Consider the following 15,360-nt stretch of genomic DNA (forward strand, 5'->3'; position numbering starts at 1 on the left):
TACCATCATCCGCTGAAGTATGACTTTCCCGACGCTCCCACGCAAAAGCCCCGTTGATAAACGCGTTACCAACGGGGCTTGGGCTGAAAGGCCGAGCTTCAACGGAGGCCGAAAGTAAACTGATCGGTTTGACTTCGTCCCCAATCGATCAGTTAGAACTCGAGCTGCTCCAGACGATCGAAGACCGTGTCGATGCGGGTGAGGAAGTCCCACGGATCAAAGATCTCGTCGAGCTTCTCCTGGCTGACGGTGCAGCGCGGATCAGCCTCGAGACGCTCCTTAAAGGTGGGACCGGAGACGCAATCCTGCACCTCGTGCCAGGTAGCCATGGCGTTTTCCTGCACGATCGCATAGGCATCTTCGCGGGTGATGCCCGTATCGACGAGGGCCAGCAGGACCTTGGAGGAGAAGATGAGACCGCGAGTCTTGTTGAGGTTGGCCATCATGCGAGCCGGATACAGCTGCAGGCCGTCGATAACGCGAATGAGACACTGGAACATGTGGTCGAGTGCGATAAAGCTATCGGCCTGGGCGACGCGCTCGGCAGAGGAGTGCGAAATGTCGCGCTCATGCCACAGGGCGACATTGTCGAAGGCGACCTGGGCATTGGACTTCACGATGCGCGACAGGCCACAGACCTTCTCCATGGTGATCGGGTTGCGCTTGTGCGGCATGGCGGAGCTGCCCTTTTGACCCTTGCGGAACGGCTCCTCTGCCTCGAGCGTATCGGTCTTCTGCAGATTGCGAACCTCGGTAGCGATGCGCTCGCAGGTGGCTGCGGTGGTGGCGAGAACGCCGGCGAGATAGGCGTGATGGTCGCGGCTGATAACCTGCGTGGACAGCGGATCGTGAACCAGACCCAGGTGCTCGCAGACATATTCCTCGACAAACGGCTCGATGGAGCTGTAGGTGCCGACGGCACCCGAGATGGCACCGAAGGCAACGTTCTTGCGGGCATCCTCAAGACGATCCAGATCGCGCTTGAGCTCCCAGGCCCAAGAGCCAAACTTCATGCCGAAGGTCATCGGCTCGGCATGGATGCCATGGGTACGGCCGGCGCAGAGCGTGTTGCGCTCCTCGAAGGCGCGGCGCTTGCAGATCTCGCCGAGCTTCTTGACGTCCTCGATGATCAGATCGCAGGCCTGGGTAAGCTGGTAGCACAGAGCCGTATCGCCCAGATCGGAGCTGGTCATGCCATAGTGAACCCAGCGGCTGGGCTTGGGGTCGCCCTCGGGAACATCAGCGTCGATGTACTCCTTCATGTTGGTCAGGAAGGCAATAACGTCGTGGCGCGTGACTTCCTCGATCTCGTCGACCTTTGCCTTCTCAAAGTTGGCGTGGTCGCGGATCCATTGGGCTTCGTCTTTAGAAATGCCGATCTTGCCGAGCTCCGCCTGGGCCTCGCAGGCCAGGACCTCGATCTCCTGCCAAATGGCGTACTTGTTCTCGAGGGAGAAGATGTGTCCCATCTCCGGGCGGGTATAGCGATCGATCATAGCGGCTCCTTTTTGGTTATTGGCACGTTGGTCGTAACCCAACCATTGTACCGTGCGCAGGTGCAAGTATGGGCAGCAGGCATGAACCTAACATTTTGGAATTGGAGCGGGCAACGGGACGTCCGCGCGCCCGCGTCGCGGACGCACACCGGCTGTGGTCAGCATGCCCCGGTCCGCAAAGCCGCCGAAGGAGACCGGATCGAACCGAGTGTCCCAGCATCCCCCTTGGCTGATGGAGCGGGCAACGGGACGTCCGCGTATTTGCTTCGCAAATCCGCACCGGCTGCGGTCGATCTCCCCGGATTCACGGAGACGATGGGGAAGACTTTGTTGAATTGGCCGTCCCAAGGTCTCCCGCGCCCGATGGAGCGGGCAACGGGACGTCCGCGTATTTGCTTCGCAAATCCGCACCGGCTGCGGTCGCCTATCGGCGACCTTGCCTGCTCGCTATAAACGCTTCGCGTTTATTTAACGCTCGCACCCTGTCGGGTTCGAGTCCCGGCACTTTATTGAAAAAGGCACAGTAACGAAACGTTACCGTGCCTGAAATTCGAATGGAGCGGGCAACGGGACTCGAACCCGCGAGTGTCAGCTTGGGAAGCTGATGCCTTACCACTTGGCGATGCCCGCATATGTGGGGGATAGTATAACGCGGTTGTCTTGTTCGATACAAGGGTGGCGATGCTTGTTTTAGCTGTGGAGATTCGTTTGAAAATCGCGTCAATTGTGGAGACGAGGACCTTTGACTTCCTGTTCACCTTATCTTCTACCTGCGCTTTTGCTTGATTGTTGTATTTGAGCTCAATTTGTCAGGAATTGGGCAAGCTTTTGGTCAGGCTCCGGTACTTACCCGCATGAACCTCGGGGGTAGCCTCATCCTACGCGTCGCAACCTCCCCGTGCGGCGCACGAGGGATAAGGAGCAGCCATGTCCAACGCACCCACGCACTCTGTCCACAGCGCAATCGCAACAGGTCCGCTGCTCCTGCTCCTCTTCCTGCTTTTCGGCTGCCTGGCACCGGGAGCCGCATTTGCCGTCGATGGCTACGACCAGCTCGGCTTCCGCACTATTAGCGATGATTGTGGGCCCTTCTTTATCGGCAAGTATGAAGCTCAAGACGCCTCGATTGCCTACTGCATGAACCAGGAGCGCCCCGGCCCCACCAAGCCGGGCGGCCCATGGCTCAACTTTGATCAAGGCTGGGTGTGGCTCGACGACGAGTTCGCGGCAATCGTTTGTCACGGATATCCTACCGCCACGTCGTTTGGCTGTTACCATCTTTCACCCGATCGCGCCCGCGCCGCCACCCAACTCGCCGTATGGATGCTCAACGGCACTACCCATGTCGACGGCACCTACTCCTACACGACCGCTCAGGGCAAAACCAAGAGTGGGCACTTTACCGCCGACAATGAAGTCGTGGCGGCTGCGCGGTGGCTCCACGACAACGCAAAATCAGGAAGCATCAAAGCCGCTCCGCACCGCGCGCGGCGCTATTTAGGGGCCGTATCGGGCGGCAGCAAACGTCAAGACATGCTCTATGTACTGCCGGCGGTCTCTGTTTCCTTCCAAAAGCAGTCTGCGAACACCGTTATTACCAGCGGAAACAATACCTATCAGTTTGACGGGGCAACATTCGATGTTTTTGAGAGCGCCGGCGACGCACATGTCGGCACCATCAAGATGGACGGCAACGGTCGAGCACAGGCAACACTTCTGCCCAATACGGCATACTACCTAGTTGAAACGAAGGCGCCGGCCGGCTATGTCCCCCGTCGTGATCGCATCGCCTTTACCACGGGGAATGACAGTGGACAGGTCGCCATTGATGAACAGCCCGGCACCATCAACCTGTGTATCGTAAAACTCGATGCCGCGACGAATGCCGGCCCCCAGGTGGGATCTTCACTCGCAGGAGCAGAGTTCACGTGTGTGTCGCAATCAACCCCTGGATGGGCGCAAATCCTCACGACCGACGAAAGCGGTCGAGCTACCCTCACCGATGTCCCCCTGGGAACCTTTACCATCTATGAATCGAAGGCGCCCGAGGGCTATTTGCCCTCCGGTGACAGTTGGTCTTACACCGTTGGAGCCGACCAACTCGGCGATTCAGGCGTGGTCGAGATCGAATCTCGCGTTTCCGATATCCCCATTGCGTTTGACCTTGAGATTTCCAAATTCAAGGACTACGGCAATAGCGATCAATCCGGCCTGGAGCAGCCGGCAGGAGATGTTGTCTTTGAGGTTGTCAGTAACAGCTCTCAGCAGGTTGTTGGCACACTGACTACAAACATCTATGGCTTTGCCTCCACCAAAGACCAGCCCGAAGCATGGTTCGGCACAGGCAAGCGACCAGCCGGTGTCCACGGAGCCGTCCCATACGACCGCGCCGGCTACACGGTTCGTGAGGTTCCGGAAACCGTCCCCGAGGGTTTTAAACGTGCGGGGGAATGGACCGTCGAGGCCAATCAGATTTCCGACGGCGCCGAGCTTCAATATATCGTGGACAACCACGCTCTGTCGACGCATCTCCAGATTGTAAAACGCGATGCCCAAACAGGCGCTTCTGTTCCCCTAGCCGGATTCACCTTCCAACTCCTCGACAGCAATCACAAACCTGTCTCACAAACATGCTGGTATCCAGCACATAACGTAATGGACACCTTTACGACTGACGCGACCGGCACCGTCACACTGCCCGAATCGCTCGTGCCGGGCACCTATTATGTACGCGAAACCTCGGCCAAAGAGCCCTATCTTGTCGGCGGAGAGATCGAGGTAAACATACCCGCCGATATAAACCTAACGCCCGTTGCAATCGTCTCGTATTATGACCGCGCCGCAACCGGAAACATCAGGATCGTTAAAACCGATGCCGTAGACGGCAGCAGCCTCGCGGGCGCCATCTTTGAGATCCGTGCCTCAGGTGATATCGTGCGCCCCGACGGTAGCATTGCCGCGCTCGACGGTGAGACTGTCGCTACCGTCACGACGGATGAAACTGGAGAAGCACGCGCGGACGACCTCCCGCTGGGATCTGGCACCGCACGCTACGAGGTTGTCGAGACTCAAGCGCCGACCGGCTTCTTACTCGACCGAACGCACCATATCGTCGACCTTACCTATGCCGACCAGAAAACACCCGTTGTAGAAGCACGGCTTAACGTATCCGACAATTACACCAAGGTTGATATCTCCAAGGTCGATGCAAGCGGAGAGCGGGAAGTGAAAGGCGCACAACTCACCTTATATGGTCCCGATAAAACCGAAATAGACTCCTGGACCTCATCCGACAAGCCGCACCGCGTCGAACATCTTGCACCCGGCACCTACTCGTTGCGCGAAATGATGTCTCCGCGGACCTATGACCTTGCCGAGGAGATAACGTTTGAAATAAAGGATACGGGAGAAGTCCAATCCGTCGCGATGAAGGATGCGCCCATCGAGATCAAAGGACAGGTCGACAAGCGTCAGGAGCTTGTCCAACCTATCGGGAAGGGTCTGCTGGCCAACGGCGATGGTAAAAATCGCGCCGCAACGCAAACCAATACGGACGGTCTTTTCTCCTATACCATCGACGCTCGAAACGATTCAGCTACCTGGGTTGATGAGTTCACAATTACCGATGATCTTGAGTGCGCCAAAGACGGCACGGCGAGATTCGTCTCAATCGAAACCCCCGTCGCCATCGGCGACCTCAACGGTCTGTGCAACGTGTGGTATCGCACGATGCCGTTGGACTCGACAGACGTCGATGAGCCGGCAAACGCGACGCTTGACGATGGGCACGAAAATCCTTGGCTTGAGTCCGACGAAGTAAAAGAGAGTCTGGGTGAGGATTGCCGCCTCGTCGATTACGACGGCTGGCACCTCTGGAAGGCGGATGTCTCGACCACGGAATCCACCACATTGGAGGCGAAAGAACTCGACCTTGCATCCAATACCGTCGTAACGGGCATTCGCATTGAATACGGTGCAGTAGCCGCCGACTTTACGACTCGAAGCGATGTGGATTCTTGGACCCGTGATGATCTCAAAGATGAGCACGACGACCTTGACGATGCCAAAGCAATCCTTGGCACAGACGCTCGGGGCGCAGCCGTGCACATGCAGGCAACGTCAGCTTATACGCCCCAAACCGCACTCACCAACAGCGCGCGCGTCGATCTTTGCCGCAACGGCGGCGGCGATAAACTTGAGTCACATGACGAGGACCGTGTCATTCAACGCTGTACCCTACCGCAGGACCTACCGGCAACAGGATCAGTTCCCATCGCCGCTTGCATCACCGCGCTTCTGACCTCGGGTGCCGCAGCCCTATGGTTCGCTCGCCTTAGGTCGATCCCAAAGAACCGCTAGCACGATGAAAAAAGCGGGCGAGCCAGTCCCCCGGCTCGCCCGCTTTCAATCATTTAAATCGCCGTATCTACTCTGCAGACGAAGATCCACCATCAACGATTGCCTGCTCGGACTCAGGAATCCCATCGGCACCCGTGCTCTGTTCTTGCTCCACCTCTTCGCTGATTGCGGAGGCGGGGGTCGAGCCCTTCGCACCCACGATGTAGGCAGCCCCAAATCCTAACGCAATGGCAATCAAGGTCAAAATCACATAGACAGGCCAATGGCGCTTAATATACGAAAACACGTTGACTCCTTAGAGCTCCGTCTACGAACGGCGGATAACCTCGGTCACGACCTCGGATACCGTGGCAATGTTCGTCGGGTTGACATTGTGGGGCAGGTCGTCCTCGGTACGAGCACAAGCCAGGCGCGTGCCGTCCACGCCGGCGATGGTGAGGGCTCGGCGGCTCGCCTCGAGCGCGGCATAGGCATCGGTCTTGGCATAGGGCATCTCGAGCGCGCCACAATCGACATGGAACGACTTGCACACTTTGCTGACCAGGTTCATGATGCGGCGATCGCCCTTGAGCAGCTGCTGTTCGCCCTCAACCGTCACCACCGAAAGCCTACCGGCGCCGACGGATTCAAGATTGATGAAGAATACGCCGCGGAGCTTATCGCGATGCGAAGCCAAGAAGGCCTTCATGCCGGCGCCATCACAATCCGAGGCGCCCGTTGCCACAAACCAGATATCGTGACCGAGCAGCTCATCGTCACCCATAGAGGCGACAGCCGAGAGCATATCTTCGGAAGAAGCGCCGTCGGAAGACGTAGCGCCGCCCTTCCAGCCATCGTTGTCGTCCTCGAAATTATCCCACGAACCGATGCCGCGACCGGACTTCTTGGCATCGTAATCGTCTTCGACGCCCAGCCAGTCACTCATGCTGTCCTGTTCGTTTTTCTTTTTACGACCGAACAGGCCGCCCAGGCCGCGCTTGCGAGACTTGGGTGCCGCAGGGGCGGGAGCCGAAATGGTCTCGATCGGCTGTGCGCCCGACGCAACGGGCATAGGAGGCGCAACGGGTGCCGATGTGGGTTCGGGACCCTGAGCGGTAGCAAAGGGGTCGTTGACCTGTGCGGAGGGATCGGGAAGGTCGAACAGCGACGTGCGAGACGCAACGTTTGTCTGCTTCATCGACGGCAGCGACGGATCGGGGACCGAAGCCAGCGGAGACGAGGAGGGTGCAGGCGACGGTGCCGACGCCGGATCGGGAACATTCATCTGCGGACGCGGCGATGCTTGGGAGGAAATCTGGGCCATAAGGGAATCGACCGTTTCGTCCTGGGTGGGAGCGACATTGGCAACCGTGGCACCGGAACCACTCGAGGTCGGCATGGTGAAAATCTGCGTGGAGTAAGGCCTCGACTCATCCGTCTCGGGAGTCTCGGAAACCGCAGGCACTTCCTCCTGCTCGACCTCGGTCGAATCACCTTGATCGGCTGCCGCGTATTGCTCTTCGTCAGAGTTGGCCTCGACGGGCTCGTCCTCGGCGACATCTTGGATTTCGGCAGCATCAATAGGCTCGTCATCGTCTGCCGCGTCGCCCTGCTCATCGGAAACAGGAAGGGGCCCGGCAATCGCGGTGCCTTGCTTTTCAAACGTTATCGTGGAATCGAACTGCGCGGCATCAAACGACATGGTGCTATCGACATGTTGCTGAGCCTCGAAAGACGTCGTCGCCTCAGCAACATCCGCGGACGCCGGTTGCTGGGACTCAAAGGACGTCGTAGCTTCGGCAGCATCGACGGGCACGGACTGCATAGCCTCGTTCTGCTCGAGCTCTTGCGCCGCGCGCTCACGTGCCGCCTCGGCTGCCTGCTGCTGAGCGATAGCCTCCTGCTCGGCAGCCTCGCGTGCGGCAGCGCGCTTCTCCTCGAAATCGTCGACAAATTTCTTGCCCTTTGCAAGCGCACCCTTAAAGAAGTTGGAAGCACTGGCGCCAATCGAAGAGAACGCGGATGCAATATCGGCATGGGGCGTTGCCGCGGGAATCTCGGCCGAGAAATCAGTATCGCTCTCGTAAGACACGCGCCTCGGCTGTTCAACGTAATCGTCGTCAGACTCGTCCGTAACGTCTTGCGCCGGCGCGGCGGGAGCCAAAATGTCCAGTCCTGCCGCGGGATCGATCGCGGACACCGCCTCGGGCTCGGCAACAGCAGCGGTAACCGCGGCAGACTCATCATCCACGGCGACAACGGGCGCAGGTGCAGTCACGACGGGGGCAGGCTCGGGCTCAAACGTCGGCTCCTCGCCTTCCTCGTAATCGAGCGTGCAGGACTCAGGAAGCATTCCGAGCGCACGGATGGCATCCGAACCAAAGCGGATGTTGCCGGCGGCATTGCGATAGAGCTTGGGCTCGGGCTCGGCCGCGACAGGCTCCTCCGCCGGCTCGGCAGCGGGAACCTCGTCATTGAACTCTTCGGCCTGGACAGCCTGATTCTGATCCTCGGGCACGATGGCGCCAATCAGCGTCTCGTCGGCAGACGCACCCTCAAAGCCCTCGATCTGCTCGTCGAAAGCCTCGCTCTGTTCGGGCTCGGTCTGAGCGTCGGAAGCAATCGGCTGGCCGAACTCGTCCTCGGCGTAGGTAGGCTCTTCATACTCGATGGTGTTGCCGTAGTCGTTTTGCTGTTGGGCCGCGGCATACTCCGCCGCTGCGCGCGCCATTTCCTCGGCACGACGCTTCTGCTCCCCAAAATAGGTATCGAACGGAACATCGTCGGGAAACTCGTTTTCGCCCTGGAAGGGAGCAACGTTGTCCATAACGCCGAGCATAGCGGCGACAGAAGACTTGTTGCACACTGCGCCGGACGTATAGGGAAGCACAAAACGGTTAGAAATGATGTTTGCCGCGTTGGCGAGCGCAACGAGGGAAGCGAGGATCGCGACAATCCACAGCAGAACCTTGAGCGCGCCGGGGAGCGGCAGGATACGCAAGATGGCAACGGCAGCAGGGGCAACCGTGGCAACGGGCAACAGCTTGGCGATGAGCGCACGATAAGAAGCATAGGGCTCGCGGGCGAGCAGCTCAGCACGGGGAGAGTCGTAGTGTGCGACAACGACCACCGGGCGGTTGCGCGGAGACGCGAGCGGGCCCGAGGCCTTGTGGTAGGCGATGACATTTTGGCTCACGCCCGTCTTGCCCAGGCGCGAAACCACGGGGTGGCCCGTGCGTTCGAGCACGTAAAGAACGGCGCCGGCAATGGCCAGCAAGGTGCCGACCAAGCCGATGCCGCCGCCGATGCCCATCAGTAGGGCGCCGGCAAACGCAAGAATACCGGTAACGGCAAATGCCAACCTACTGGGCGCCGGGGCATTGAACTCCTGAACCTCGGGATCAAAGCCGTGGTTGCGGAAGATCTGAGCGATATCCTCGGCAGCCAAGCGCTCTTCTTCGCTGCATGCCGGCGTAATGCCGGTGTTCTGCAGCAGGTGGTTAATATAGTTCTGGGTGTTCGCCATGTGCGCTCCACATCCATAATCCGACAAATAGGCCCAATGCATGCACATTAGAACCGTATATAGTCGAAAGTATACCCCGAGCGAGCGCAAACGACCGAATTCGGGCCATCTTAACGCCCCGAGCGGACAAGGATATAGCCTAATCTCCATATCGGACTAAAATCATGGCAGCAAACCACCTTCTCATGCGAGGACTCTATGACGGCAAGCGACGCGACCGCGACAATTAAAAAGGAAAATTCGGAGCCCAGTTTCGATAAAACGGCTCAGCGCATCCTCAATCTTTTCTTTGTGCTCAACAGCTCCCCCGAACCGCTGACGACCGAGCAGATCGTCTTGGATTCTGACCTGGGATATGGCTCGGGCAACATCGACTCTGATAAGCGCAAGTTTCGGCGCGATCGTGACAAACTGCTCGAACGCGGCATCCTAATCAAGGAGGTTCGCCCTGCCGGCGCGCAGGAGACCGAGGAAAGCTCGTGGACAATCGACCGCGAGCACACGTTTGCAGCAGGTGGCCTCATCACCGCAGACGACGCCGACATCCTACTCAACGCCATCGACCAAACGCTTGCAAGCGGCTCTTCCACCTTTGCCGCACCGCTTGCCGATATTCGTTCAAAGATTGCCTATCTCACCGGCAGGACGACGGTAGACGAGGCGCCGATCAGCCGCTCTCCCACCGTCGATGCGGTTTGGAGCGCCTTTGCCGAGCGATGCGCGCTGCGATTTTTATATCAGAACGGACGCGGTGAGCAAAAAGAGCGTACCGTCTGCGTCTACGGCATGTTCGAGCGCGAGGGCGTGGCGTACTTCTGCGGCCTCGACAATGCCACCGACGACACCAGGACATTCCGCTGCGACCGTATCGTTCGCGCTTGGCGTCCTTCGAAGGCCTACACCATCCCTGCGGACTTCAACCTCAACGACTACCTGTTCTTTGAATTCGATTTTGCCGACCGACCGCCCGTTGCAGCTACGTTCTCATTCGCCCCTCAGACGCAGATCGATATGATCAACGGTCTCACGCGCGGGCGAGGTAAGCTCGCACACACCGATGCGGGATGGATCTGGACCGTTGACGTGCGCGACCTTGAAGCCGCCGCCTCATTTTGCATGGCCCACGCCATGGACGGCATGAGGCCCATGGCCCCCAAATCGCTCAAACAGGCGTGGAACCACCTCATCGAAAGGACGGTGCACGAGCATGCCCGTGCGTAAACTCACCAGCGAGCAGAGGCTCTCGCGCGCCATCGACATCATGGAGGCCCTCTACGCCGCCGGCGAGAACGGCATGACTCGAAACGAGATTTGCAGTCGCTTTGACATCACGGGGGCGTCGCTCGACGAGATTCTCGAGATCGTCTCGACGCTCGCGAACCGAGAATCGGGCGCGCGCATCATCTGCGAATGCCACGGCGAGCGTGTGGTCCTCACCGGTGACGCCGGTCGTGTGCTACCGCTGCGCCTGAGTGCCGCCGAGGGCGCCGTGCTCAACCACGAGCTTGAATCGTTGGGGATCGAGCCGCAGACGGCGGCTCGGATTCGATTTGCTCTTCTACCCGAAGAGCTCGGCTATAACCAGCGCGTCTTTGACACCGTCAACCACGGGTCGCACTGGCAGCAGCTGAGCTGCGCCATTCAGGACGGCGTTCGCTGCCGTATCTCGTATCGCTCGATGGACGATGCACGGCCACGCGAGCGTCTGGTCGACCCCTTGCGCATTACGGCAAACGGCGACCAAACATACCTGATTGCCTGGGACATCGCAGTCGATGAGCAGCGCACCTATCGCATGGATAAAATCGAGGGACTCGCCTTAACGGAAGACTCCGTCGTGCCTCACGCACCGGACGTCGCATCCCTCCACGATTCCCTTGCCCGGACGCAGCGCAGCGCAAAGCTCTTGATGCCATTCGATATGGCGGAGCATCTGGACTGGGCCGGCATCACCCTAATCAAGCGCAGCGGGACAGACATGGCAACGGTAACCGTACATTACGGCTCCGAGCGTTGGCTGCTGAGCCAGATAATCGCAGCGGGCGGAGCCATCCGCATCTTGGATGACCCCGCCCTGTCAAAGCGTCTGTGCGATATGGCAAAAACCCTCGTCTGTCCGCTTTAGCGCCGCCGCTCGTGGCGTGCACGCCACAGCTGTAGATAGTGCCCAATCTGCGCCGATTCGATGCGCTGGTAGGAGCTCGTGGGCAGCGACGTTAAGAACTTCTTGCCATAGCCCTTCGTCACCAGGCGAGGATCCGCCAAGATCAGCACACCGCTATCGGTCGACGAGCGAATCAAACGCCCCGCGGCCTGCTTAACCTCGAGCACCGCCTCGGGCAGCGAATAGCGCGCCCATGCGCGGTCTTCGCGCAGGTTGCGCTCGCACGAGAGCGGGTCCGTGGGGCTTGAGAACGGCAACTTGGGAATGATGACGCAGCGCAGCGTCTCGCCGCTGGCATCAAACCCCTCCCAGAAGGCCTTGAGCGCAAAAAGCGACGAGGTCGGTTCGTTGATAAACCGGTCGCGCAGGCGACGAGGAGATGAGTTGCGCTGCTGGCAGTTGAGCTCCAGACCCGCACGGGCCATCTTGGGCTCAACGCGGGCGTATAGGTCCTCCATGTCGCGCCGATTGGTGAACAACGTGAGCACCGATCCGCCCATGGCAAGATGGGCGTCGACCAGTACGCGCTCGAGCGCCGTAAGATAGCTCTCACGATCGCGCGGATCGGGGATATCGCCCGCAACGACTACAGCCATGTTCGAATCGAAGTCGTAGCTCGAATCCAAGTGCAGCGATGACGACGTTGAAGCACCGATGCGATCAAGGCCGACCGCATGGTTAAAGTGCTCAAAGCTTTTGGACACCGTCATGGTCGCCGAGGCAAAGATAGCCGTGTGAACCTCGGGCAGCCACTCGGTTGCCAAGGCCTCGCCAATGTCGATGCGCTCTGCGGTCATTGACTCTCCGCCGGCACGCAGCCTGCGATTGACCTGCAGCGAATACACGTAGTGTTCATCGGTACCATCAATGATGAGTTTTAGGTTCTCGGCCAGCTCGTGCAGGCGGCGCGAGATATCACCCAGGTCGACAACAACCTCTGGCTTGTCGGCGGCGACGGCTTGCACCAGCGCGTCGACGCTCTTGTCAGCTTGTTCCAATGCGTCGATGCCAGTGTAGGCCGACTGTAAGAAATCATGCCAGTCGTCAGATTCGCGCAGCTCGGGGCCAATCCATAGATTGGCATTGTCATAGCCCCCACGGGCACGGCGACCGAGCTCGCGAACGCCATCGAACACGCCGGCGATCGCCATGCTCGCGCGCGCAACCGTCGACGTCGCCTTGGCGGTAAGGCCCAGATAGAGCGTAGAGCCCTCGGAGGTTGCCAAATCACGGGAAACCTGGCTTAGCGCGCCGGTGCTCGAGCCACCCAGACGCTCAAACAGAACGCGTGATTCGTCCGCCGACACCACACGCGCCCACTGACGGCGCGCCTCGCGCTCGATGGAATGGGCCTCGTCGATTACCCAATGACGAATCGGCGGCAAAATCCTGCCCTCGGCCGCGACGTTGCGGAACAGCAGGGAATGGTTGGTGACCACCACATCGGCATGCGCCGCACGACGGCGAGCGCCGTGGACCAAACATTTATCAGGGAAAAACGGGCAGAGGCGACGAGCACACTCGCGCGAGGCCGTCGTAAAGTCGGGACGGTTGACGCTGCGCCACCGAATGCCGAGCGAGTCGAGGTCGCCATCGGCTGATTGGCAGACGTACGCCATAATGACCGCGACCGCCGTGAGCGTGTCCGCCGGATCGCGCTTGGTGGTAATCTCGACCTGGCCGCGGCTCATGCGCTCGAGCTTGCGCAGGCACGGATAGTGGTCATACCCCTTGAGAGCGCAAAATGACAGACCACCGTCCAGTTGCTCGGCAAGTTTTGGCAGCTCATGGTACATGAGCTGGTCGGCAAGATTGTTCGATTTGGTCGCAATACCAACCGTGATGTTGTTACGGCGTGCTGCCTCGGCAAAAGGCACCAGATAGGCCATCGATTTGCCGACGCCTGTGCCTGCCTCAATTACTCGATGAGTGCCCGTGACCAGCGCATCGCGGACCTCGAGCGCCATCGCGATCTGCTCATCACGCGGCTCGTAGGTGGGATACATGCGATTGACCAGGCCACCTGGCGCATAGTCTGCCTCGATCTCCTCACGACTCGGCATCTTGAGAACCGGCAGCTCATCGGCGTCCACCCGATCGTCGGCGCGATCGGCCTTGAGAACGTCAGCACGAGCGGCGCTGAGAGAGAAGATAGAACCAGGGTTCTGCCCTGCCAAGAATGAGAAGATAGGACGATAGGACCAAGGCACGTCCGGATGCATGTCGGCTAGGCGCGCCATGAGGCCCTGGGGCAAGTCGGTGAGCGCCACGAGCAACACGCGCCATACGCCACACAGGGCGTCGACGTCGGCATTGGCACGGTGTGATACCGAGTCGCAGCCAAACAGATCGGCCATAAAAGACAGCTTGTGCGAGGCCAGGCGCGGAAGCGCGATGCGCGACAGCGCCAGCGAATCGATCCAAATATCGCTCACGTTGACGCCGCCTTTGATCGACTCGATAAACGAGCGGTCGAACGTGGCGTTGTGTGCGATCACCGGGCAGCCACCGACAAAATCGGCGAGAGCGGCGACGGCCTCAACCGCCGACGGGGCATCTGCCACATCGGCATTTGTAATGCTCGTGAGCTCGGTAATCTCGGCGGGAATCAGCTGTTTGGGATGCACGAAGGTATCGAAGCGGTCGATGACCTCGCGGCCCGAAAGACGGGCCGCCGAGATCTCGATCAGCTCGTTGTCCTGCACCGAAAGACCCGTGGTCTCGGTATCGAGGACAATCACATCTTCCTCGATAAGGCCGAAGGACTGCGTTTTGGCGCGGTCGGCAAGCGTGGCATAGGAGTCGATGACAAACTGCGGCGTTCCTGACGAAACCGCGTCCTCGATTAGCATGCAATGCCCGCTCGACGAAGGCCCATACGGATCAGGCTGTCACAGACCTGCGGGAACGTCATGTCGTCGGTGTGGCGGATCTCATCTGGATACAGCGACGTATCGGTCATGCCGGGAATGGTATTGGTCTCGAGGATAACGGGGCCGTCCTCGCTCACAATAAAGTCGCTGCGCGAGATACCCAGGCAACCGAGGGCCTTGTGAGCGGCACAGGCAAGTTCCTGAGCGCGAGCGTAATTCTCGGGTGAAATCTGCGCCGGAATGCGATGGATATCCGTAGGGTCGACATACTTCACGTCCAGATCGTAGAACTCGCAGTCCTCGGGCTTACGAATCTCGACAATCGGCAGGGCGCGTACGTCATCTTCGCCGTATACGCCGACGGTGATCTCGGTACCCTCGATGCACTTCTCGACCAGCACTTTGTCGCCGTACTCAAACGCCTTGGCGATTGCCGCGGGCAGCTCGGAGGGCTCATGGACCAGGGAAATGCCATAGCTGGAACCGTTGACGGCCGGCTTCACAAAGCAGCGCTCGCCACAAACCTCGACGATATGATCGATATCGACTTCATCGCCCACCTCGAGCGCAAGGCCGGGGGCAATGGGAATGCCCGCCTTGGCGTATAGGAGCTTAGAGACCTCCTTGTCGGCACCGCAGGCGCTGGCAAGTACGCCCGAGGCCGTGTAGGGGATACCCAGGGTCTCCATGGCACCCTGCATGGCGCCATCCTCACCGCCGGCGCCGTGCATGGCGATAAATGCCACATCGAATCCGCCGTTCGCCATGGTTACCATAAAGTCATCAGCGGCCGTGTCAAGCAGCTCCACCGAGGTGTAGCCGGCTTCCTTCAGTGCCACCACAACGTTCTTTCCCGAATCGAGCGAAATCTCGCGCTCGGCGGAATGACCGCCCGCCAAGACCGCTACGTGCATGTTCTCTAGGCTTTTACCCGGCATGGGCAGACTCCTCCTCTATAATTTC

8 protein-coding genes and 1 tRNA gene are annotated in these 15,360 nt (G+C 59.5%); 3 read left to right on the forward strand and 6 right to left on the reverse strand.

What is annotated here, in order from left to right; all coding sequences use genetic code 11:
• Nucleotides 1-152 precede the first annotated feature (152 nt).
• Together purB and PMX72_RS06830 are read right to left on the reverse strand one after the other, a co-directional pair.
• The gene (purB, locus tag PMX72_RS06825) at nt 153-1,496 is read right to left on the reverse strand and encodes an adenylosuccinate lyase (RefSeq protein WP_117840643.1); all 1,344 of its coding nucleotides are present in this window, start codon (nt 1,494-1,496) and stop codon (nt 153-155) included.
• 555 nt (nt 1,497-2,051) lie between these two features.
• Nucleotides 2,052-2,126: transfer RNA gene (locus PMX72_RS06830), tRNA-Gly, on the reverse strand.
• A 297-nt stretch (nt 2,127-2,423) separates the two neighbouring features.
• Here PMX72_RS06830 and PMX72_RS06835 point away from each other — a divergent pair.
• The gene (locus PMX72_RS06835) at nt 2,424-5,855 is read left to right on the forward strand and encodes a SpaA isopeptide-forming pilin-related protein (protein ID WP_271729406.1); all 3,432 of its coding nucleotides are present in this window, start codon (nt 2,424-2,426) and stop codon (nt 5,853-5,855) included.
• A gap of 67 nt (nt 5,856-5,922) precedes the next feature.
• Here PMX72_RS06835 and PMX72_RS06840 read toward each other — a convergent pair whose 3' ends face one another.
• On the reverse strand, nt 5,923-6,141 hold the full coding sequence (locus tag PMX72_RS06840) for a hypothetical protein (RefSeq protein ID WP_022094153.1): 219 nt from the start codon (nt 6,139-6,141) through the stop codon (nt 5,923-5,925).
• Nucleotides 6,142-6,162: 21 nt separating this feature from the next.
• Entirely contained in the window at nt 6,163-9,360 is a 3,198-nt protein-coding gene (locus PMX72_RS06845; RefSeq protein WP_271729407.1) for a hypothetical protein, read from the reverse strand.
• A 198-nt stretch (nt 9,361-9,558) separates the two neighbouring features.
• Between PMX72_RS06845 and PMX72_RS06850 the strand changes: the two genes are divergently transcribed.
• Entirely contained in the window at nt 9,559-10,581 is a 1,023-nt protein-coding gene (locus PMX72_RS06850; protein WP_271729408.1) for a helix-turn-helix transcriptional regulator, read from the forward strand.
• Entirely contained in the window at nt 10,568-11,485 is a 918-nt protein-coding gene (locus tag PMX72_RS06855; RefSeq protein ID WP_271729409.1) for a helix-turn-helix transcriptional regulator, read from the forward strand. The genes PMX72_RS06850 and PMX72_RS06855 overlap by 14 nt, the downstream gene beginning before the upstream one ends.
• Here the strand turns inward: PMX72_RS06855 and PMX72_RS06860 are convergent.
• Together PMX72_RS06860 and PMX72_RS06865 are read right to left on the reverse strand one after the other, a co-directional pair.
• The gene (locus PMX72_RS06860; protein ID WP_117877322.1) at nt 11,482-14,376 is read right to left on the reverse strand and encodes a helicase C-terminal domain-containing protein; all 2,895 of its coding nucleotides are present in this window, start codon (nt 14,374-14,376) and stop codon (nt 11,482-11,484) included. The two genes, PMX72_RS06855 and PMX72_RS06860, sit on opposite strands and share 4 nt — an antisense overlap.
• The gene (locus tag PMX72_RS06865) at nt 14,370-15,335 is read right to left on the reverse strand and encodes a D-alanine--D-alanine ligase family protein (protein WP_117647819.1); all 966 of its coding nucleotides are present in this window, start codon (nt 15,333-15,335) and stop codon (nt 14,370-14,372) included. The genes PMX72_RS06860 and PMX72_RS06865 overlap by 7 nt, the downstream gene beginning before the upstream one ends.
• Between the last annotated feature and the right edge of the window lie 25 nt (nt 15,336-15,360).

Origin of the sequence: Collinsella aerofaciens (genome assembly GCF_028207065.1) — a bacterium.
In the GTDB taxonomy this organism is placed as follows: Bacteria; Actinomycetota; Coriobacteriia; order Coriobacteriales; family Coriobacteriaceae; genus Collinsella; species Collinsella aerofaciens_AR.